Raw genomic sequence first — 20,922 nt, forward strand, 5'->3', positions numbered from 1 at the left:
ATATTTGGTAGAGATGTGATACGCGTTGTGCCATATCTAATGTCTCTACAAATATTTTATTAGCATTATGCTGTTGACATGAAATGATTTATGATTTCTATAATTCAGCTAAGTTGCATGTTAAAAAGTTTTTAATAGCTGGTATTAAATAATCCTTCTCAAATGTTCTAGCTTTAAATATTTTTGTGTAGTTTCTATTCGTTGAATGTTCATAATTTTCAATTGCTTGGAAAAGGATGCTTTTAGCATTATTGTAATGTCTTATAAATTCAGTATCATTATCAATAATGACGAATGCAATATCTTTTCTTATAGAAAAATCATTTTTTCTTTGAGGAATAGAAATATCAATAGTTGTTATAAATTTTTCTTTAGTCGTTTCTCCACCCTTTGAAAATTCCGCATCAGACAATATTAAAGAGGACAGAACTGCAATTAATAAGAAACCTCCTCCTCCTTTTGAAATTATATCCCTTTCTTTATCTTCAAGATTGCCACTTCTTATATCTGAGTTTTTCAAGCTCCAACTTTTTAAATATAGTTCACATCCAAAGCGATATATATCATAATCAACTTTCTCATGAAACAATGTAGTATACTTATTTTCAGAATCAATTATGGTAGCAGTATCATTAATTGCTGTTATAGGTTCTTTGTTTATAACAGAATGCATTATTTGCGTTAAACGCTCTAGACTAATAACTCTTAAACCGCTCTTACCTTGTCTTTTATAGTAGTTTTCCCTTCTCTCATAGTAAATATCATATTTAAATAAATGCTTCTCAATGTTTCTTTGAATACTTTCATTTGCTTTTAAACTGATAGACTTAACTGGATTTTGTGAATTAGTAGCACTTATTATTTCCGAATTAATATCTGAATTGTTTGCTTTTATTAATTTGACAAATACTTTTAGTTGTTTTGGTAATTGATAATTGCTATTTTTTTTATATGCATTATATAAACAATGAACAGTTTGACATCCGTTTACAATCTGTGGATTTTTGACTAAAATAGATTCTTTAGTGGTAGGAGTAATTTCCTCTCCTATTACAGTAATTCCATTATTCATTGCCCAGAAATTTTTTGACCTTTCTTCTGACAAAGCAGTTTCGATGATAGAAGCATTAATTACTTTATCTTCCCCTAAAAAAAATCTAATATTGCCATCTGTTAATTCATCTTTAAAGCGTCTGTTTTCATCTACAAGAATTGACATTAAAGTATTACCGTTTATGAAGCCAACATAACCACTTGTTAATACGTCTTTTTCAGAAACCATCAGAGGTTGTCCTTCAAACTCAAACTCTATTTTTTCCTCTTTATTATCTGTGAAATTGAGTAGATATTGAGCATTCCAGTAATAAAAAGTTATTGGAATTTGATACATTGATAAAAATTCTTCAAGTTTTGTCTGTAAATGCTTAATTTTTTCTGAGTAGTCATCTACAATTGAAGCAGTAGCAAAATAACATTCTACTAAAAAATCAGAACTTTCTAATCTTGTTTTCCTAAAAACTTGCCGAATTAAATCAATTTGATTTAGTAACTCTTTATTAGCTCCTATTCGTTTAAGTTTATCTAAACTAAGATCAAGTGTAAAAATTTCTTCAATCCCTTCAACAAATTTTCTAAATCCGTCAGTAGAAAAACTATCTTCTTTTTTTACTTGGAATAGCTTTAAAACTATTTTTGATTGACTATTAATATCTTTATCAATATCTATTGTATCATCATATATTGGCTTACCATTTAGGAATAAATAGCATAAATCGATACCTTCATCTCCACCATCGCCCATCATACCTTTAACCAAATTATCAAATTCAATACCATGTAAATGCCTAACATTTACTATGGCAGCTACAGCTTTTTCAAATTTATTTTTGTTTAAATCATTTAAATCAGGATTATTTTTAAGCAGTCTATCTATTTTGTCGTCTAGCAATATTCTTAGACTCATAATATTCTCCTATAACTACTACTTTAAAAAACTAAACCATATCTCAGAAGCTGTTTAAAATCTTACTCTTCAACAAGAAAGTATAGCAGAGTATCTTATAAATTTACTATTAAATCAATATATTTACTTTAAATTTGTTTCACTCAAGATAGCAAACCATACCTTGAATGAAGATTTCTAACACTTATTATAAGTTAAATGTGTTAACTTATACAATATCTTAACACAACTTAACATTGAAATGCGATTTTTCAGCTCATACCTACATTAATAGTTAAGATAGCAATATTAAGTCTTGCGATGCGCTTAGTGTGCCAATAACTGAGGAGTGAATTGGCTTCTTACGGTTTTTCAAAAAACTAGCATTGCGGTTTGTCCTGACTGCTTGAACTTCAGCAATCATTGCCATTGCTATTTCTTCTGAATTTTCTGCTCCAATATCAACACCAATTGGAGCGTGTAGTTTTTCTAGCATTTTGTCTGTATAAACTGTTTCTACCGCGCGCAAGTCAGCCAATAATCGTTCAATACGTTGCTTTGAACCAAAAACTCCCACACATCGTTTAGAAGATAAAAGCAACATCTTGACTATTTCGATGTCGTCAAGGTAGTTATGCGTCATCACAACAGCAGTGCGTTCGATTATAGATACTTGATGTATGGTTTCCCAACGTGCGAGAATTATTTTATCAGCCATTGGAAAGCGTTCATAAGTGGCATTATTTGCGCGGGTTTCCCGCACTATTTCTAGCTGAGTTTTACAGTATCGTTGTTGTTGTTTAATATTTCTTTACAGTATTGCTTTAGTTGTTGAGTGGTTGCAACGTCAGGAAATAGTCTTTGATGAAAAAGACTTGAAAATTTACTCTGATGGCTCATTCCGTGTATATTTCAAAACGCAATTTTATCCACAAACACAATATCTCACTTTAATTGCAATGCTTGAAGAACAATAGGGAAGAAGTTTTCTTTAAACTTATAAAGGATAATTGCAAACCCTTACGGGTTAATATCTATGAAATAAAGCGCACTCGCTACACGCGCGATTTATATGGAGAGACAGAAAATGCAAAGCATTCAAAATTTCTTAACAATGACCATTGTAGTACTTTGTGCTACTATCACAATTACAATAGCGTTAGATTTCTCTATAGGACTGACGCAGTTGTGGAATAACGTCGCAAAGAACGAAGTGGACGTCCAACAAGTATACCCACAGTTTAAAAATGCAAATAGGCAACAGCTTCAATTAATTGACACAGATGTAAAGACTGTATCCATACCAGCAGCAGATTTTGAGGCGCCACCTACAACACACTACATTGACATAGAGTCGCTTGAACTGCTGATACAAAAGCTACCACAGTCCCGTGTTCGTACTGCTGCACGACGTTTAGGAATTAGAGACAAGGTTGATGGAAGCTACCAAAAAGTAGGAGTATTGCGCGCGCAACTTCAAGATGTGTTAAGATATCAACCATCCAAAGTTAAACAGGTGCTTGGTCAACTGACAATGAAAACTTCAACAAGCAAACAGAAACAGCTTTGTTGAGTCTCGGAGTTTCGAGGCTGTTGTTGCTTAATTTAGTTAACATGTACTAATATAAGGTTGTCACGTATTGTGACAACCTCGTGATTTATTTAGGTGGCTCTGTGGGTTCGCGCATGAACCCACAAACTCCGACGATGTTTTCATACCAGTTAAGACACAAAAATATAAAATATGAATTAATTCTTTACGTTAATAACTTTTATTTTATGTTTTAATTGAGGTTATCAAAATAAAAAATTCTCATACTCTGATGAATGAAAACTTAAGTGATATATGTCTAGTTTTCCCGAAATAAAGCAATGCGATCAATATTTAGATAAAGAGTTTATCGAAACCCTAAAAGAAATACTAACAGGAAAAACTCTCTTAGCGGAAACAAAAGAGCAGGCAATTGAATTAATTAAAAATTATCCTCAAACAGGATATATTTACTCTATCATTTGTTTGTCAAATAGTAGAATGTATGTAGGACAAACAAAAAATTTTGAACAAAGAATGAAAACTCATATCAAAGAACTTGGTAATAGCCACGAAATCAGAAATATGAGAGAAACATGGGAGAATTCAGAAGAATACTTGAGAAGTTGTGCTGGTCGTGGGAAATCAATTTTGTTCAAAAGTGACTGGGTATTTTTGGGTATAGAAGCTTTTGTTGTAAAAGTTGTAGAACAAGTCAATGAATACTTACTACTGGATAGAGTAAAATACTGGCAAAATAAACTAAATGCAGTTTATAGTGAGCAAAAAATTTATCGTATACCTTATCCTTATACACCAGAAGAAGCTTATCAACAAATAATGTATAATTTAACAGCTTATAATCATGTCGATAAGCCTTACCATAGTCAAGATGACATACCTATGAATAATTTTGCAGTATAAAATTATCAAAAACTCGGCGCTGCTAATGTAAAGGCATTAAAGCTATGCGTCACGTTCTATTTCATTTTTGATAGCTGTAACTGTTTTTTCGATTGGGGGTAAATTATACCTGTCAAACTTTCCAGTTTCGGGAATATATGCTGCAACTGCTTTTCCTTGGTTTGCAGCATACCCAATAATATTGATAGTCTCTTTACTGCGAATCCCAAGGGCAATGTCATCCGGTTGCACTAAATTTCCTATGGCTTCTTTTGGCGATGCAACATCAAAGTATTTTATATTAATATCTTTGCGCGTGGCGCCTAATTCCTGAATCATCTTTACAGCAGGTGAGGGGTTATCTAACTGGTGTGGAGAAATATCAACGAAGTGGATAATGTTGTAACCTCGCTCGATAGCTCTATCAACCGCGCGCTGCAACATATTGCACATCATCTGGTCAGCTAATTGTTGTAAGTTACTATCAACTGTTGCTTCAAAAAATACTACTCTAGCAACAAGAGGCTGATTACTATTTGGTTGAATATCTGGGAGCTTGACGCTGTTGGGGTCAATTACAATATCCGCATAGCTTGCAGGTGCGTTATTTACAATACCAGTGATTGTTAGCCCTTGTATTGTTTTACCTCCTTTAGCTAACTGAGGTAGTAAAAAGTTTGTTGATTGTTTGTTTAGTATTCCTAAAGCTTGATTTCCCAATAATGCGATAACAACAGGCGCCTTACCTACGTTTGATTGTTGTACATTAAAGGAGATGCTAGTCTTCTCACTCTGCCAGTCGCGACCAGCAAAAGCATATTTATCAGTATTGTCAATTTGTAATTTGTTGTCAGGATTTTTGAGACTAGTGACGATAATACTGGTGTTTGGGGAAGAAGTAATAGTTGCCAGTGCTTCACATCCTGCGATAAGTTGAGGGGAGCGCGCGTCTATAGTTCCGAGTTTTTTTTCTTCTACAGTTACCCAACGTGCGGTTTTAGTTGGGTCACGAGGATTTGCACCATCCTCAAATTTAATTGCAACTTGTTCACCCTTAAAGTTTATACCAGCACATTCATTAAACTGGGCGCCGATTACCCTCATTTTGGTAAACTGTAAAGAGTGAAGTTGACCAACTACTTCGTTGGGGAATATGGCGAATGCAACACCTGCCCTTTTGAGTCCTTGGTAATTCTTACTTTCCTCGGTATGGGTAATATCGTGTATTGCGGCTGCTAACTGTAACTTTTCAGGTTCGGGCGTACTATTTCTGATAGATTCGACGTATTCCATTGTTTGCTGTTTTAAAGCATCTACCATTCCATCGCTGATGCCAAAGTGGAATTCAACCTTAGCTTGATTGATAGACATTCCTGGTTTTAGGTCATGTTCCTTCATTGATTTCATGCTGATTGTCCCAATCGTGATATCTTTCACTTGACCATCAGTATCAAAGTATTTGGCAGTAGCTTTTAAAGGATGTGACATTTTTGCTGATGGTATTCTTGACTGAATGCGGATACTTAGTTCGGATGCTTTCCAAAATTCTGGATTTTTAGCTACATCAAATTTAATTAAATTGGTAATCTCTAATTGTTTCCCACTTGTAGAAGAGGTAATTACAAGATACGGTCCTGGTTCTAATTTCTTTCTCTCTTCTAATGTGATACGTTGTTTGATTAACGAGTTATATCCAGTTTTGATTATTTGCGCTTGTTCTTTATGATGGTCAGTTAATACAATATCGGGATATAATTTTTTAAACTGTTCAATAGGTCTAGCATGAAGTTGGCTTTGTTCAAATATCTGATTTGTTTGTTGAATCATTAAATCAATTGGGCTATAACCATTGCTTTTCATGCCTCTATTAGTAAACGCTTCTGAATTTTTCTTATCGGATAACCATTCGATTTTTTTATAATCTGTTATGGCTTGGCAGTATGCAATAATTAAGTTGTCAGGTCGTAATGCACTTTTGACGCCATCAGTAGCAATTTGCAACTCATTACCAAGTTCAGCTACACAATCTTTTAATAAATTTTTGACTCTTATTAATTTTTCTTCAGTCTGCTGACTATTTATATCATTAATAGTAACTTGCTTGACCTTCTGTATAATTTTATCTGGAATCTTTAATTTACCTTGTTGATGTTTTTGCAGAACTTTACTAAAATGAATTGATACTTGTTTGAGATAGTTTAATTTATCGGCTTGCGGCATAGCACAAATTTCGCATTGTAAGGCGATATTCTTTTGAATTTCGTTAGCGATAATGCCAATTTTATTTGACATTGCGGAAATAGATATTTTCTCAAACGTGCCTTTATAAGCGACTTTAGCTTTTTTGACGATATCGGGGTAACGATTTTGAGATAAGTTCTTTTCTTTAACTTCACTTGCTAGGTGAGGAAAAGTCTTACTTGCAGCAAATGCCAGCAAATCACCATCAAAATCGCACTGCATATTGTCCATAGCTGTTTTCGGGTGAATGTAAACACATCCGTCTAACATTTCTGGTAGGTGTCTATTTTTTAAAGTGATAACACCATTTGAATTAATTAAGGGTGAACGAGTAACTATAATTTCTTCACCATCATTTATTGTCGGAATACATATTTCATTATGTTGTAAGTCTAAATTTGGTTGAGCCAGGCCAGAAGTAAACTTGATAGAGCGTCCAGTTGCTATCTCTACCCATTCTTTGCGAGCAAACTCTTGAAGTTCAGTAATTATTTTGGGATGCTCCAAAAGTTGGCAGTAACCGGATAAATCGTTTTTTAATAATGAGTATAGCAATAAATCTTTTTGTTCATAAGAAAAATTTTCGCCATCAGTAGTGTCATCAGCTTCTCCACCTGAATCTAAATTATCAAATATCGAAAATTTATCATCTATATCTTCTTGGAAATTTGATTCTAAACTTTTAGCCAATAACGCTTTACGACGCTCGTAAGTTTCAAGATACCGCTGTGCAAGGCGCCTTAAATCTTTTTGGTCATGAGCAAGTTGTTCTGCTTGTTGCTTGATTATAGGTAAAATTTCTTTTTTTACCGCCGATGGGTAATTTACTAAAATTTGAGTTCCTAAACTGTGTTTTCTATATAAAGCTAATGCTTTTACACCTAAACCAATAGACAGCATATACTCGCCTGGTGTAATTGCATCTTCTCCTTTCCTACCTTTGAAGCAAGAAGTGGCAAGTACCATATCATAGCCAACTTTACTGCGTAGAGTCCCATAAGAGGTGTTACCACCCATGCGAAAAAACGATTCACCAAATTTATCCAGCCTTGCAGGCGCCAGTGTCCCTTTAGCAATCCGCATTACTAAGCTCTCTTCTTGAGGTCGAATACCAAGCCGAAATTGAAAAGCGCGCGGTTCAATGTTGTTTGATGCGGCAAAAGTCTTATCAATTAACCCTTTACAATCACCAACCAGCTTTCGAGCATCACTATTTGCAATAACACCACCATTTTCTCCTGTCGTGTCGTCAATAACTAAAATTCTTACATCTTGCAGAGGGTGAAAAGTGCGACAAGGTGTAAAAGGTAAAGGGTAAGCGGCGCCATCCGAAGGATTTGGGTATAAGGAATCGCGAATAGTTGGGTCATTCGCAAAAAACATTCTACTACCCGCTGAAAATTGCAAGCTCATACCGTTATGTTCTTGCAAATCGGACGGTATTGTGGCTTTAAGATAAGCAGTGCCAATACTAAATTCAACACCAGGGAATAAGTATTCAGCAAGTGTATTTTCTAGTTTCTCTTGTATCCCAGTGTTAAGATTTGTTTTCGTATCAAAGTGATTAAGTCTTAAAACCATAGTACTTCTGGCAAGTATGAGTGGTGACTAGAGTCAGAAGTTACCAAAGCTAATTAATTCTTCTAGCTGTTGGTGTACTAAAATAGAAACTGGTATCACAGAGGTAAAAAAATGGTTAAAAAGTCTGTTCCCGAACCAAATAATCAGCCAATAACAACTAGATACCAGATAGAGTCTTCTATGACCCCGGATGAACTATTGAGCGAGGGATATGCAAACTATGATGATTTTTATGACCCCGAAGAGGAAAAGTTGGAGGAATTACTTGCTATTGAGCGACAGGAGACAAAGGACAATACAAAGTCTGAAGAGTATTACAATAAATACTTCATCGAGTTTTAACGTTTATACGCTTGTGGAAAATTTTCCATAAGCGTCAAAGTTCAGCTTTAGGGACTAAACTTTCGCTTATCAGGTGGGAGAACCCATACAAAACAGTATCCTGACTTCGCTTTACGTCCGAACTGCGATAAAACTACACCCAATCTTTGAGCATCTTTAACGCACTCTGTATTATCTAAGTAACCCCGGTTCCAGTTGATTAAATTCCTGGCAAATTTTCCTTCATTGGACATTGCCCATTTCATCGCGTCTAATTCGTTCCACGTTAAAAGCGTTGACTGTACTTTTGTATAGCCCCCGCCAATTATTCCAGTAATCCAGGGAGGCATTAAAACACCCGTGATAAAACCGACACTCAAGGTAAAGAAAAATAGAATAGCGGCAGGAAACACTGAATTTATGAGATTTCTTCCCTCACGTAATAAGCTTTCATGAATTAAAGCATTAGCCGCGCGGTTAATGGCTACTTTCTGCCGCTCCACTGCTACTTGTTCTACCAATTCCAAATTATGAGCTAAGTCTTTATTCCAGTTTTTAAAGAGTAATTGTAAGGTGTCAGGCGCCTCTTCAAGCATCGCTTCTAAATGACCAGTAGCAATTAACACTAGAAATAAAGGGTCATCTTGGGATAAGCCACTCTTAGAAGCAAAGTCCAACACACGGCGCTTAAAGCGTTCGGTTTTTCCTTTTAAAGCTTCGGCAAGTAAATCTTCTGGAGTTTGATTCTTCTCTGGGTTAGACGGTGTAGGTTGAGAGTCTTGTAATTGATTCATTTAATTAACCCCGTGAGAGTAAATGCTGCATACGCAACTTTTAGGAAATTTTTCACCCGCTGCTTGGATATCACTTTAAAATCAGGGTGCATTATGGCGCCAGAAAAAGTAACTCCTAAACGGTCAACCATGTTGCGCTCCCAAAATGGGAATTTGGGAAAGTTCATAATCGTAAATTGATGCACCCTCTGCGCTTCTATAAACTCTGGCATTTTATCTATATAGCTCCAGTCATCGCATAGCCCCATATTCTTTACAAATACGTGAGTTACATCACCACCTAAATCATTCAACGACTTGAGGAAGAAATTTACAGAATCTACCCCACCAGTACACACAAACCATTTAATGAAAATAATTGAATGCTCTTTACCTAGTTGAGTTAGGCTATTGCGCGTTATCCAGTTAGTAACGTTTGTATAAACTTGAGCAGGTAAATTGACAATTACTGACCTTTCTAAGGCTAAATCGAATATTTCATCAGCATCATGCGCTTGCTTTTCATCATCGCTAAAAAACGCTGGCTTTACATCATGATATAGCTTGGCAATGTCCTGATTACTTGTATCCGCGTCTACAATAGCAACATCCAAATCAGCATTGACGCAATATTCAATCAAAGTTTTACTCACAAACGATTTTCCGGCGCCACCTTTCTCGCCATCTACAATGTGAATCACTGTTGAATGAGTGAGATTCTCTTCTAAGTTATCAAACGGTATGGCGCCCGAACCTGATGGTAGTTCATTATTTGAGGTATTATCATGCTCAGATAAATCTAAGTTAGCTGGGTTTGACTCTCCATCAAGTTCCTGCTCCCAATCTTCAATATAAACGCTTTTATTTTCACTTGCTGTTTCTGTCGGAGAGTTATTTAAATTTGTGTTTTCGTGCATTGTTGTTGAGTTATTCACATAACTATCAGAATTAGCAATATATTTTCTAGGTCTGCCTCTTTTTTTTTTAGGCTGTTGAAAATCCATAAATTTTACCTACCAACTGCTAAACGAATCAGTATCGTAATTAAATTGTCCTATTTGTTCTTTCTGCTCCTCAACAGAGGGGTAATTTTGTGTTGAGTTAGTTTTGGGCTGACCATTTGCCTGTATAAATTCTTTTTGATGGAATGAAGGCATATAATTAGGTAGCTCTAACCCAACTACTGCGTAGATTTGGTTGAGTTGGATTAGCAAACTGGAGCAAGCTTCCATAGCTATCCGCTCTCTAGTTGCTTTATCCAAATCTGGTGATTGAGCAGCCGCTAAGGGTAGCCAAAATGCTCTCAATGCTAACAAAATCATAGTTGTGGTACTCATTACATCACTTGTAGATATGTAATCGAGCATCAGAATATCTATTTCGTTACGCGGTTGATATCGCCAGCGAAAATTACTACGAGTTTTCTCGAACACTATTTATTACCTCAATTTGACGTGAAAGGCGCCGTTTTACAATTTCGTTAAAATATAAGAAGGCGCCGTAAACATCTGCCAAACGACTACCAAGCGAGTAGCTATCGATTGATGCAGGAACGGCTATCCCAGAAAATATACATGGTGTCGTTCTGTAACAGGTATTTAACTCTTTTTTCAAATAGTCAGCAGTGCCACCACAAAAAAGAATTTCTTCAACATCAAGTGGGATAAGCTGAGAAAGCCAACTTGTTAAAGCAGTAGCGTATTCATGACGAGCAAACTTAATTGCTTGCACAAGCTTGATTAATTCAGCGGAACGTCCCTGAGTAGTTGTGGAACGTAACAAACGCATTAAAGGAAGAGTATCAACATCACTTCCAGAAATTGCCACTGCCCCGGTTAAACGCTCTACTGCTTGCCCCGCAGTTGCAGCAACCACTTTTTCTAGCATTCGTACCATGCCTAAATCTGAGGTTTTACCATCTCTAGATACAACACCTCGATGGGCAATTAGTACTGATGCATTGCGGAAGCCAATCATTGCCACCGCACAGACTTTTTGTTTGATTGCTTCCCCAACGCGCTTTTGGTGCGATAGATATATACCTGCTCCTTCTGGCAAGCAATTGAAAATTATACATTCAACTTGCATTTTGCCACACGGTACAAGGTAATCGGATAAGCTAGCACAAACCAATTGTTCAAATATCGCTTTGTTCTCAAACTCTCCAGGTGGAAGCAAGACAGAAAGGGCAATTCTAAACTTGCGCTCTAGGTTGAGTTTTTCTTTAATTACCCAAATTGCGGCTAATGTTTTATGAACCGCGCGTTCGTATTTCAGTTCAACGAGTCCAGCGTTTGCGTGATACCTGCTCTGTGCCAGATATCCAACTGCTTTTGCCTCGTTATTGACAAACACCCACGCGCGGTTCTCCGGTTCAGTCGTTCCCATCAGATTTTGTTCGTAATTTTTAATTGATTCCAGCGTTACCGAAACAACCTCCGGTTCCATAAATAATGAATATGCTTCAGAACTTTCATAAAGCGAATAAATTCCTTTTGTGCCACTTCCTCCAAAGTCGAGAGCGATAATAACGAGAGGAGATGAGTCAAAATTATTTGTTTTTAAAGTATTTATACTCATGAAAAATCCCAAAAAAATAAGAATTTGGAGCCATTTGGAGCCTACTTATAAATAAAACTAATAGATTTTGCATTTTTATAGGCGTAAAAGTTGGCTCTATTTGGCTTTATTTGGCTCCATTTGGCTCCAGTTGTAGTTTTGCTCCTAAAATGCTTGCTGTATAAGTTTGAGAGTTTTTTAGGTAGGCTACTAGGCATGATTTTGCATTTTTGGTAAATAGCCTGGTTTTTATCCACGAATTTTGTATTTATTTTTGAATCGTATTTTCCAGGCGCCGTTAATTAAAAAAGTGGAACTCACTACACTTTTATAAATCGACATTTTCTGAAAAATAATTCGGGTTTTACGAATTACAGCTAAACTTGCCTCAAAATCCACCTCTTGTAAAACCTCTCTGCCGTAGAGGTGTTCGAGTATTAGCGTAACTTATCAAAGCCTGAAACAATAAATCGCTCATATCTTCCCTTTGTCCTATCATTTAATTTCTTTCTTACTTTGTGTTAGCAACTTCAGCCTAATTACTTCAATATTGCGCTGGGTAGATTTTGAACTGTGGTTTAAACAGGTTAAAATCAATGGTATAAAATAATAGATGTTAAAATTTAGAGCTTCCGTGTCACAAAAAAATACTCTAACGTCTCAAGTATTGCTACAAGGCAACGCTAGGTATTATAGTTATAAAAATATTGGCTACGTACAATTACGTTTATAAAAACTTATATATGAAAATTATTACAAGCAACACATGCTCAATAAGTCTGCTTTTAAGCATATATACACAAGTTTAATGCTTCATAAATAACTTAATTATGTCCATTGATTACGTAAACATCAATTATTGTTTGGTAAAATATTTAAATTGATTATATACGTAATCAATCATAATGCGATACAAATATAAGGAATAGGTTACTGACACTTTCCTGAAAAAATAGAGGCAATTATGGAATTATGTCTTTTGCAATTTGTCGCATTCAAAAAATAAAATCTTGGGGGCAACTAACAGCCCACTCAGAACACGCCACCAGGACGCGGGAAACTCCCAACGCTAATCCAGAAGTGGAAAATATTCAAATCGTTGGGAATTTAGACAACCTCGATTTGGGTACTTTAGTTCAAAACAAAATCGGTTCGCAAAAAATTCGCTCAAACGCAGTTCTGGCGGTAGAAATGTTGCTTAGTGCTAGTGCAGAATATTTTCGTCCCCATGCACCACATGAGGGTGGAGTTTATGATAAAAGGTGCCTGGATAATTTTGTTGATGCTGTTATTAGATGGTTAGATTCTTCTTGGGGAGACAGAGTTGTTCAAGCGGTGCTTCATCTTGATGAAATTACACCCCACGTTCATGCTTATCTCGTACCATTGGATGAACAGGGAAAACTTAGATGTAAAGCTTTGTTTGGAACTTTCAATCAAATGTATCAGTTGCAAGATAGTTTTGCTGATGCTGTTGCACACTTGGGAATCGAGCGCGGTATTAAAGGAAGTTTAGCGACTCACACTCAAGTTAGAAAGTATTACGCAGCAGTTAATCAGGATTCTCAGATTCTGAATTTGGAACATTGTCTCCCCCAACCTACTGCACAAGAAACAAGCGAGTCTTATCGACAGAGGGTCATTGAGATTTTGAACCCACAGTTGGAGATAATTAATCACCAGTTAAACGAGCGGTCGCGTATTCTCCAACAAAAAGCCGTTCTTAAGCAAACTGCATTCAAGAGCGAACAGTTAAGAAAACAGCTAGAGAAAGAATTACATCTACTGCAAGCAACCAGTGGTCAGCCAGATTTACCATTACCGCTTGTTGCTTATGAATTAGGAGCAAATTACTATCAACAAAATGATAATGCGTTGTCTTTGGTAATGCGGGTTAACAAGTATAACTTTGATGATGCGGTGGTTTGGCTACGCGACCGCTTTGGCGAAAAAGGAATGTTACACGCAGTTGCTAATCATGCTTTAACGATTGCACAGCAAACTCCCTCACAATTATTTGTGGCGCCTTCTTCTTCACCTAATCATTGGGATGAAGTTGAGCGCTATCTAACACAACAGTGCTTTATTCCCCAACAATTATTGCAAATACTTCATGAGCGCTCTTTAGTTTATGCATCGGTTACAGTCGGCGCCGTATTTTTAGCGCGAAATATGAAGAATGAGCCAACAGGAGCATATTTACATGCACCAGGTGGTAATACTTTCAATCTTTATCCGTCGAGCAGACGTTCATGCGGTTGGTTTCACCTCAGCATAGGTGGAAAACTCGACGAACCTACAAAAGAAGCCATACTGGTATCGGAACCCATCGAAGCATTATCTTTGGCAGCTTTGAATGCTCCTCACAAACACAAAACTTTATATTTAGTTATCGATAGCCAATACGATAAGCTACCTAAAGAATTTCTTGAAAAAGTGCCAAACGTGATTGTAGCAACTCTTCGGGAAACTGCAATCACAGTATGCAAAGCTTTGCCAAATGCAATACGCTTAGAGCCAAAAATAACTTGGAATCAACAATTGCAACAACAAGGAGGCAAAAACCATGCCATTCTGGAATCGCAGAGAAATGCTTCTGACATCCCTTATTGTCATTAGCAATCCTATCGGTTACGTGTTCGGAATGTTCTTGTTAGGAGCGTTGGGAGGAATTTATCTTTTGTTGGCGCCACCCAAAAAGGATATTGAACCGCCAAAGCCAGAGCAATTGAAAACAGCCATAGATAATGCTAAGTGGGGTTATCAAGTCATGGAGGCAGATTTGTTAGGAATAAGGGATAGCCGCTCAGAACGTTATAAAGCTAATTGCAGAAAGGCTTTACCTTACTTCAAGAAAGCCATTTCTCTGGATTCAAACCTCGGTTTGGCGTACCAAGGACAAGGTATGAGTTTGATTTGCCAAAATAGTTACTTATCAGGTCGTCAGTCACTCAAACATGCCAAAAGCCTCTATTTACAGCAAGGTAAGAACAGAGATGCTAAAGAAATAGATTTAATTCTAAAACTAAAGAAGTAATCACACGTTTGTAATTAACGCTTGTGGAAAATTTTCCATAAGCGTGTTTTTACTTTTAAGCTTAGAATCAATACGCATAGTCTATACCTTCTATAACTAGAGTCAAGTAAATAATTTCAGTTAGTAGAACAACCAAAATATTATTGATGCTATGCATAGACTCGCGCCTAGGAATATAGTCAAATTTAAAAGTTCAGTATACTCAGTATGTTTAAGAACCAAGCACTTATTTTTAGGCGCCATATACAACTACTAGAGCAAATATATAATTACCAAAACCTAATCATAGCAGCAATAATCACAATTATTAACTATGAATTAAACTTAATTGATACTTACCTTTTATACATCATTTAACCAGCTAATAGCAAGTTATTTAATTGATTATAAAGTATAAAAATTATATTTTCACGACATCATCTACGTATCTTTGCTGAGGAAATTTGCTAAATGGTGTAAATAAAATATCCAAACCTTGATAAAAACAAATTGTATCTAGATAAAAAATTGAATTTTACTTGTACACCTTTTGATGTTTCAAAAATTTTAAGCTAGTATAAAGTTATATAAGCTTTAGTTAAAGCTAACTTAAAGCTTGTTTTTCTGACATGTATTATCCTCTGTTGATGAATTGGGGTAGCACATAATTGTACATTGTTATTCAGGGGTAGCTCCACACTCATATGCATCGTACCAGGGTGTAAAAAATAGATTCCCTTAAATTAAAAGCATAACCAGACATCATTGTCTGGTTTTTTGTCACAGGCTCTCGGAATGATACAAGGAACGCGATTCTTCAGGAAACAATAATTTATTAAACAAAGGAAGTTCCCTAACTATGAGTCGAGCAAGAAATACAAAACCCAAGAATAAACAAAAGCGTAAGGAACAAAAAATGTCATCACTGCCAAAAGTAACTAATACTTATTGGCGTTGGCAAAACTATACTTGGGCAGCTTTTCAATTACCAACTGGAGTTAAGGTTATGAGTGCCAGAAAAATGGCGTTATTAGTTGACCAACCTAAACAGAAAGTGCGAGAGTTTATTACATCGAATCAGCTAGAGACAATGACTGTTGAAGTTCCGAATGGTATATCCACTCAAGTCTACCCTCTTAAAGTCGGCGCCGTTTATTTGCATGAATTATTGAGCGGTGGTTATATACCTAAGAATCTACCCCTAAGCCCTTATGAATGGGCAGAAATAGCGTCGGCTTTGACTAATCCTGAACAAGGAAACTCAGTTACCCTGAATCCATGCTATTTCACTGGTGAATACCGAGTACTAATAGCTGAGTCATACCAGATTGAATTAGAAGGTAATATCAAACTCGAAGTATTAGTGGATTCAACTGGAGAATATCGTATTGCACATCATGAAGGGCTGAAGTGTATTAAATCCACCCCTGATTGGTTAATTCAAAACTCACAACGAAAAGCAAAAACTTTCTCTACATTAGATTTATCAAAGGACAACGTAGAATGCCGTGTACAAACTCAAGGAGGAGTAAAAAGTGTGTACGCACTCACGCTACAAGAATGGTTATCCATATGGGTACACTTTGCAAATAACAAAAATCAAGAGGCAACTAAGGTTTTGAAAGCTTTTGCATTGAAAAATATCCAGGCTCGAATTGCCTCTAATGGTTCCCAAAACTGATTCAAGTTAAATAATTGGCAATCCGTAGATAGGAAACATTTATTTACCAATAACGCTTGTGGAAAATTTTCCACAAGCGACAAATGCATAAGTATACTACTCACGACTGCATAGTTTTTGGATAATTATAGGTCAGGGCGCCACCTTCAGCACTCTTAACCTGTGTTGCTCCTTATTATTGAGTCTCGCTGTACCAAGCCTGATTGCTGCTCAATCTAAAAATTCTCGTGTTTTTACGTATTCAAAGTAGCATCACTACTACACATGATATGCAGTGAGAACAATATTTTTATCCGGACTGTATATGGATTCAACCCGTGGATATGAGTTATGAGACCACCACACCTTGATTCTTCCACCTTGAGCTGGCGCCGTTCCTACTTCATAATATTCTGCATTAATCATTCTTTCAGAGAATTCGCTTTTGCTTAAAGTTGTAGTGGTAAATGCTGGCAACCCTTGTATCGTATGTTTGTCAAGCGTCATAGCTACCCTGATACGTTGTAAATATTTTGTATCCTGGTAGAACTAATGCAATTCCGATGTAACTGTGAATCGTGCCAGGATATCTATAAGGATTATCGTCAGGTATTGCTCCACCAATTCTAATCAGAAAATATGGACACCAAAAGTATAATCCTGGTATCAATAAATCCATGCTATAGGTAATTGCACGAAGTTTTTCTTGTTTATTAATTGATGCTTGTTTCGCGTTCATTTTCACACCTGTTTTAAATGTTTGTTTATTATACTGCTGCGTGCGATTTGAAAGTGCTGTTTATACTGAACGAGACTGCTCGTTTTACGCTCACCCATATTATATATTAATGCCAACCGTACAGTATTAGATATATGTTTAATATTCTACCTAACAGTATTAATACTTAAACAGGCAGTTTATACTTCGCCAACAGTGTCTACTACTACTAGCACTTGAAGATTGACAAAACCAGCAGTATAAGCATAAGCTAACAGTGTTAGCTTATAGGAATTTTGAGCATTCAACATGAATCGTCCCAAAGGGCAAGGCTTAACACCAGCAGTGGTTGTAGAAGTCGCGATTGCTTGTCTTGAAGCCGAGGGAGAATCTGCCTTGGGTGTAAATAGAGTTGCAAGAGCTTTGGGAATTAAACCGCCATCAATTTATAAACACATTGATGGCAATGCTGCTTTGCGTCGATGTGTAGCATTGAAACTTTGGCGAAGGTTTCTAGTAGACTGTCATCAGCAAACTGACAATCTTAACGATTCACAAGCCATAATTCGAGCAATTGCTTATACAATGCGTCACTTTGCTCAAAAGCATCCTGTTTTGTACACAGTGATGACACGGACTCAATTATCACTTTCTGACCCAGACTTTGCACCGATTGCTCAAGAAATTTTAAGTTTTTACAACAAAGCACTGGCGCCGTATGGGTTTGAGGAAGCAGAACTCATTGATGCAATTCGGATGATTCATGCTGGCTTACTAGGATTCATTGAGGCTGAAAAAGCAGGCTTATTTACGCTGCCACGCTCGTTAGATTTAAGTTTCGAGCGTATGTTGGATGCGCTAATTGAGGCACTGCAATCAAAAGTATTTAAACCTTAACTCGGCTTCAAAATCAGGACTTAACAAACTTTCGTCTACGTGGAGTGAGGCATTTTCATCTTAATCATCATGAATGAACTTGTATTTTTACCTGCCTATCAATTAGCTCAAGGAATTCGCGACCGCACATTTTCCTGTGTCGAAGTTCTGGATGCACATCTAGCACACGTCGCTCTTCATAATCCAAAATTAAATGCGATAGTGACATTAAATGAAACACAAGCAAGGCAACAAGCTTTTTCTGCCGACGAGGCATTAGCTAAAGGTGAATCTTGGGGTGTACTACACGGTGTTCCATTCACCTGCAAAGACCTCTATGCAACGGCTGGTGTTCGTACCACTTGCGGTTATGAGCCGTTAGCGAATTATATTCCCCCAAACGATGCAACTGTAGTGGCACGGGTTAAAGCAGCAGGCGCCATTCTTTTAGGGAAAACAAATCTACCCAAACTTTCTCAAGGATTTCAAACCGATAGTAAACTACTCGGTCGAGCTAATAATCCTTGGAATCTCAACTATACACCTGGCGGTAGTACAGGGGGTGGAGCAGCAGCGGTTGCGGCAGGATTATCACCCTTGGAACTTGGTACTGATGGCGGAGGTTCGATACGAATTCCACCTCACTTTTGTGGCATTTTCGGCTTAAAACCCACAGAAAATCGAGTCCCATTATCAGGAGCGTTATGGGAAATATTAGGAACCGAGCGCGCGCCATCAGGCAACACCAGGAATTTTGGCACGGTCAGTTTCGGATTTAAAGTTAGGATTAAGCTTAATTGAGGGAACTGATAATTACGACTGGCAAGTTCCTCCTGCACCACAAGAGATTGTTTTACAGAGTGAGTTGTCGCTGTATCGCATTGCATGGACAGATACATTTGGCGCCGTATCTGTAACAGCAGAAACACGTTCGCTACTACAGCAATTTGTCTCAAAGTTACAAGAAGCTGGATGTCACATAGAATATTGCCAGCCACCCAATTTTGATTTTGAGCAAGCAATAGAAACATTTGGCGAAATTGCGGGAGCAGAATCACTAGTTGCTTCTGAGGTGATTGAGCAACTGGGCTACCGAATGATGACACCGTTGGTTTTACTTTCAAACCCAGGTGCCCTATTGCGGGGATTTCTCAAAAACACTGGCTTAAGTTTAAAAAAATATGCACAAGCTTTAGAACGGCGTGATAGGTTTATTGCTACTATGCAATCATTTCTGACTCAATGGGATGCGTGGATTTGTCCTGTTACACCAGGCGCCGCTTTTACTCACCGCTCGGTCGGTAATGGCTTTGGCGCCTCGTTGCCAGTGGATGATAAAAACTTACCATATTGGACATGGGGCACAACCTACACGGCTGTAACAAGTCTTACCACTAATCCAATAGTAACAATTCCCATAGGAAAACCGCCCTCGGTTTGCCTATAGGAGTGCAACTTGCTGGTCAACGATGGCGGGATATGCAATTGCTAACTATAGCTGAACAAATTGCGGAAATATCAGGCTTTTGGGAGGCGCCACCTGGCTTTTAAGTTTTTAGGAGCTGGAGTTTGGCACCAGGCACCACAGTCACATAATACACGCTTGCTACAAGTAAAAGTTAAAGTAGAGATAACTCAGACTATTTTATAGTGACCAAACTTGAACCACTTGGCGAATAGATTATGAAGCAGTCGAAATTGATTCAAAGCGAGAACCGTGAGTTATATTGTTCGCGTATATAAACTGGACATCTGACATCTTATTTTGTGCGATATTATTTTAAATCTGGCTTAAATTAATCCACAGGGGTAAAAAGCATGGGTAAAAACAAGGTGATAGCTTTTGGGTGGTATGGTGGTAAATTTAGTCACCTGGATTGGATTTTACCTCTTTTGCCCGACTCGGTGCATTACTGTGAACCATTTGGTGGTTCAGCAGCAATTTTACTTAACCGTAAGCCAGCTATGGTTGAGACATATAATGATATCGACGGCGAGGTTGTAAATTTTTTTCGCGTACTGCGTTCCGATAAAGAAAAGCTAATAGAGGCAATTGGCTTAACTCCGTTCTCGCGCGAAGAATTTGAGCTTGCGATTTCTAGGCTTACTCCCGATATATCTGACTTTGAGCGAGCAAGGCGATTTTTTATTCGGGCAAGGCAGGTGAGAACGGGTTTAGCACAAACAGCAAGCTCTGGGAGGTGGGCGCATTGTAAATTAACATCGCGCGCAGGAATGGCAGGCGCCGTTTCTCGGTGGTTAGGAAGCGTGGAAGATTTACCGGAAATTGTGCAGCGACTTCTACGAGTGCAAATAGAAAACGATACAGCGATTAAAGTTATTCAACGTTACGATAGTGAAGATACATTATTTTATTGCGACCCCCCTTACCCGCATGGTTCAAGGGGAGATAGTCAAGCATACGCTTATGAGATGACCGATGAGCAGCATCGAGAACTTGCATCCGTATTGCATAATGTTAAAGGTAAAGTAGCGGTTTCTGGCTACAAATGTGATTTGATGGACGAACTTTATGGTGACTGGAAAGCAATTGTGGCGCCTGAAAAAGTTTGTCACTCTACAAAAGGGCTGCGAACCGAAGTATTGTGGATTAATTATAATATTGATAATATTTCTTTAGAAACTGTAAAAACTGCTAAATCGAAAAAGGTAGAAATTGAATGTCATTTTAATAATGGCAAGGTTGTAATTTTTCGCATACAGTGTTGCCCAACCGAAATTACTTAAGTGTGGTTGCTTCTTATTAAGTAGGTTATCTTTGTGGATGTTATTGTTCGACA

20 protein-coding genes are annotated in these 20,922 nt (G+C 37.2%); 11 read left to right on the top strand and 9 right to left on the bottom strand.

Translation table 11 applies throughout. From position 1 onward, the window contains the following. Window positions 1–97: 97 nt before the first annotated feature. A complete protein-coding gene (locus DSM106972_RS34210; protein ID WP_127084872.1) occupies window positions 98–1,963 on the bottom strand; it encodes an AIPR family protein in 1,866 nt (621 codons plus the stop codon). 274 nt (window positions 1,964–2,237) lie between these two features. After that, window positions 2,238–2,705 carry an XdhC family protein gene (locus tag DSM106972_RS34215; RefSeq protein WP_233787947.1) on the bottom strand — a complete coding sequence of 156 codons (468 nt, stop codon included), beginning with the start codon at window positions 2,703–2,705 and terminating at the stop codon, window positions 2,238–2,240. A 324-nt stretch (window positions 2,706–3,029) separates the two neighbouring features. On the opposite strand from DSM106972_RS34215, the gene DSM106972_RS34220 reads away from it, so the two are divergent. Together DSM106972_RS34220 and DSM106972_RS34225 are read left to right on the top strand one after the other, a co-directional pair. Further along, window positions 3,030–3,515: an aminoglycoside phosphotransferase gene (locus DSM106972_RS34220; RefSeq protein WP_127084873.1), complete on the top strand. Its 486-nt coding sequence runs from the start codon at window positions 3,030–3,032 to the stop codon at window positions 3,513–3,515. Window positions 3,516–3,788: 273 nt separating this feature from the next. Continuing rightward, window positions 3,789–4,397: a GIY-YIG nuclease family protein gene (locus tag DSM106972_RS34225; protein WP_127084874.1), complete on the top strand. Its 609-nt coding sequence runs from the start codon at window positions 3,789–3,791 to the stop codon at window positions 4,395–4,397. A gap of 42 nt (window positions 4,398–4,439) precedes the next feature. Here DSM106972_RS34225 and DSM106972_RS34230 read toward each other — a convergent pair whose 3' ends face one another. Continuing rightward, window positions 4,440–8,198 (bottom strand): hypothetical protein, encoded by a 3,759-nt coding sequence (locus DSM106972_RS34230; protein ID WP_127084875.1) that lies wholly within the window; start codon window positions 8,196–8,198, stop codon window positions 4,440–4,442. A 111-nt stretch (window positions 8,199–8,309) separates the two neighbouring features. Here DSM106972_RS34230 and DSM106972_RS34235 point away from each other — a divergent pair, with 111 nt between their 5' ends. Then, complete coding sequence (locus tag DSM106972_RS34235; RefSeq protein WP_127084876.1) at window positions 8,310–8,540, top strand: hypothetical protein; 231 nt, start codon at window positions 8,310–8,312, stop codon at window positions 8,538–8,540. Window positions 8,541–8,587: 47 nt separating this feature from the next. Here the strand turns inward: DSM106972_RS34235 and DSM106972_RS34240 are convergent, their stop codons facing one another. Genes DSM106972_RS34240 through DSM106972_RS34255 form a run of 4 tightly spaced genes read right to left on the bottom strand, consistent with a single transcriptional unit; the run spans window position 8,588 to window position 11,872 of the window. Next, the gene (locus DSM106972_RS34240; protein ID WP_127084877.1) at window positions 8,588–9,313 is read right to left on the bottom strand and encodes a DUF6753 family protein; all 726 of its coding nucleotides are present in this window, start codon (window positions 9,311–9,313) and stop codon (window positions 8,588–8,590) included. Next, window positions 9,310–10,296, bottom strand: a complete 987-nt coding sequence (locus DSM106972_RS34245) for a P-loop NTPase family protein (RefSeq protein WP_127084878.1) — start codon at window positions 10,294–10,296, stop codon at window positions 9,310–9,312. Before DSM106972_RS34245 ends, DSM106972_RS34240 begins: the two co-directional genes overlap by 4 nt. Window positions 10,297–10,305: 9 nt before the next feature. Beyond that, the gene (locus DSM106972_RS34250; RefSeq protein WP_127084879.1) at window positions 10,306–10,725 is read right to left on the bottom strand and encodes a hypothetical protein; all 420 of its coding nucleotides are present in this window, start codon (window positions 10,723–10,725) and stop codon (window positions 10,306–10,308) included. Then, a complete protein-coding gene (locus DSM106972_RS34255) occupies window positions 10,706–11,872 on the bottom strand; it encodes a ParM/StbA family protein (RefSeq protein ID WP_127084880.1) in 1,167 nt (388 codons plus the stop codon). Before DSM106972_RS34255 ends, DSM106972_RS34250 begins: the two co-directional genes overlap by 20 nt. Window positions 11,873–12,823: 951 nt before the next feature. On the opposite strand from DSM106972_RS34255, the gene mobV reads away from it, so the two are divergent. The 3 genes from mobV (at window position 12,824) to DSM106972_RS34270 (ending at window position 16,548) form a co-directional block, all read left to right on the top strand. Beyond that, window positions 12,824–14,470 (top strand): MobV family relaxase, encoded by a 1,647-nt coding sequence (gene mobV / locus DSM106972_RS34260; protein ID WP_127084881.1) that lies wholly within the window; start codon window positions 12,824–12,826, stop codon window positions 14,468–14,470. Next, on the top strand, window positions 14,418–14,888 hold the full coding sequence (locus DSM106972_RS34265) for a hypothetical protein (protein WP_127084882.1): 471 nt from the start codon (window positions 14,418–14,420) through the stop codon (window positions 14,886–14,888). The genes mobV and DSM106972_RS34265 overlap by 53 nt, the downstream gene beginning before the upstream one ends. 838 nt (window positions 14,889–15,726) lie before the next feature. Further along, window positions 15,727–16,548: a hypothetical protein gene (locus tag DSM106972_RS34270; protein ID WP_127084883.1), complete on the top strand. Its 822-nt coding sequence runs from the start codon at window positions 15,727–15,729 to the stop codon at window positions 16,546–16,548. A 258-nt stretch (window positions 16,549–16,806) separates the two neighbouring features. Here the strand turns inward: DSM106972_RS34270 and DSM106972_RS34275 are convergent, their stop codons facing one another. Then, on the bottom strand, window positions 16,807–17,034 hold the full coding sequence (locus tag DSM106972_RS34275) for a hypothetical protein (RefSeq protein ID WP_127084884.1): 228 nt from the start codon (window positions 17,032–17,034) through the stop codon (window positions 16,807–16,809). Then, window positions 17,024–17,266, bottom strand: a complete 243-nt coding sequence (locus tag DSM106972_RS34280; protein WP_127084885.1) for a hypothetical protein — start codon at window positions 17,264–17,266, stop codon at window positions 17,024–17,026. The genes DSM106972_RS34275 and DSM106972_RS34280 overlap by 11 nt, the downstream gene beginning before the upstream one ends. Window positions 17,267–17,554: 288 nt before the next feature. Here DSM106972_RS34280 and DSM106972_RS34285 point away from each other — a divergent pair, with 288 nt between their 5' ends. From DSM106972_RS34285 to DSM106972_RS34300, 5 genes are all read left to right on the top strand, one after another. Next, a complete protein-coding gene (locus DSM106972_RS34285) occupies window positions 17,555–18,142 on the top strand; it encodes a TetR/AcrR family transcriptional regulator (protein ID WP_127084886.1) in 588 nt (195 codons plus the stop codon). A 69-nt stretch (window positions 18,143–18,211) separates the two neighbouring features. After that, entirely contained in the window at window positions 18,212–18,922 is a 711-nt protein-coding gene (locus tag DSM106972_RS55070) for an amidase (protein WP_127084887.1), read from the top strand. Then, window positions 18,876–19,568: an amidase family protein gene (locus DSM106972_RS55075; protein ID WP_158632928.1), complete on the top strand. Its 693-nt coding sequence runs from the start codon at window positions 18,876–18,878 to the stop codon at window positions 19,566–19,568. Before DSM106972_RS55070 ends, DSM106972_RS55075 begins: the two co-directional genes overlap by 47 nt. After that, on the top strand, window positions 19,559–19,672 hold the full coding sequence (locus DSM106972_RS55955) for an amidase (RefSeq protein ID WP_411675360.1): 114 nt from the start codon (window positions 19,559–19,561) through the stop codon (window positions 19,670–19,672). The genes DSM106972_RS55075 and DSM106972_RS55955 overlap by 10 nt, the downstream gene beginning before the upstream one ends. Before the next feature lie 267 nt (window positions 19,673–19,939). Further along, window positions 19,940–20,869 (top strand): DNA adenine methylase, encoded by a 930-nt coding sequence (locus tag DSM106972_RS34300; RefSeq protein ID WP_233787948.1) that lies wholly within the window; start codon window positions 19,940–19,942, stop codon window positions 20,867–20,869. Window positions 20,870–20,922 lie beyond the last annotated feature (53 nt).

Source organism: Dulcicalothrix desertica PCC 7102 (assembly GCF_003991905.1).
GTDB lineage: Bacteria > Cyanobacteriota > Cyanobacteriia > Cyanobacteriales > Nostocaceae > Dulcicalothrix > Dulcicalothrix desertica.

Excerpts from the sequence above, each read along its gene's own strand:
- DSM106972_RS34285 (WP_127084886.1), top strand. The coding sequence starts at position 17,555 with ATGAATCGTCCCAAAGGGCAAGGCTTAACACCAGCAGTGGTTGTAGAA.
- DSM106972_RS34210 (WP_127084872.1), bottom strand. The coding sequence starts at position 1,963 with ATGAGTCTAAGAATATTGCTAGACGACAAAATAGATAGACTGCTTAAA.
- DSM106972_RS34265 (WP_127084882.1), top strand. The coding sequence starts at position 14,418 with ATGCCATTCTGGAATCGCAGAGAAATGCTTCTGACATCCCTTATTGTC.
- DSM106972_RS34245 (WP_127084878.1), bottom strand. The coding sequence starts at position 10,296 with ATGGATTTTCAACAGCCTAAAAAAAAAAGAGGCAGACCTAGAAAATAT.
- DSM106972_RS34255 (WP_127084880.1), bottom strand. The coding sequence starts at position 11,872 with ATGAGTATAAATACTTTAAAAACAAATAATTTTGACTCATCTCCTCTC.
- DSM106972_RS34220 (WP_127084873.1), top strand. The coding sequence starts at position 3,030 with ATGCAAAGCATTCAAAATTTCTTAACAATGACCATTGTAGTACTTTGT.
- DSM106972_RS34270 (WP_127084883.1), top strand. The coding sequence starts at position 15,727 with ATGAGTCGAGCAAGAAATACAAAACCCAAGAATAAACAAAAGCGTAAG.
- mobV (WP_127084881.1), top strand. The coding sequence starts at position 12,824 with ATGTCTTTTGCAATTTGTCGCATTCAAAAAATAAAATCTTGGGGGCAA.
- DSM106972_RS34280 (WP_127084885.1), bottom strand. The coding sequence starts at position 17,266 with ATGAACGCGAAACAAGCATCAATTAATAAACAAGAAAAACTTCGTGCA.
- DSM106972_RS34275 (WP_127084884.1), bottom strand. The coding sequence starts at position 17,034 with ATGACGCTTGACAAACATACGATACAAGGGTTGCCAGCATTTACCACT.
- DSM106972_RS34230 (WP_127084875.1), bottom strand. The coding sequence starts at position 8,198 with ATGGTTTTAAGACTTAATCACTTTGATACGAAAACAAATCTTAACACT.
- DSM106972_RS34240 (WP_127084877.1), bottom strand. The coding sequence starts at position 9,313 with ATGAATCAATTACAAGACTCTCAACCTACACCGTCTAACCCAGAGAAG.
- DSM106972_RS34235 (WP_127084876.1), top strand. The coding sequence starts at position 8,310 with ATGGTTAAAAAGTCTGTTCCCGAACCAAATAATCAGCCAATAACAACT.
- DSM106972_RS55070 (WP_127084887.1), top strand. The coding sequence starts at position 18,212 with ATGAATGAACTTGTATTTTTACCTGCCTATCAATTAGCTCAAGGAATT.
- DSM106972_RS34225 (WP_127084874.1), top strand. The coding sequence starts at position 3,789 with ATGTCTAGTTTTCCCGAAATAAAGCAATGCGATCAATATTTAGATAAA.
- DSM106972_RS34300 (WP_233787948.1), top strand. The coding sequence starts at position 19,940 with ATGGGTAAAAACAAGGTGATAGCTTTTGGGTGGTATGGTGGTAAATTT.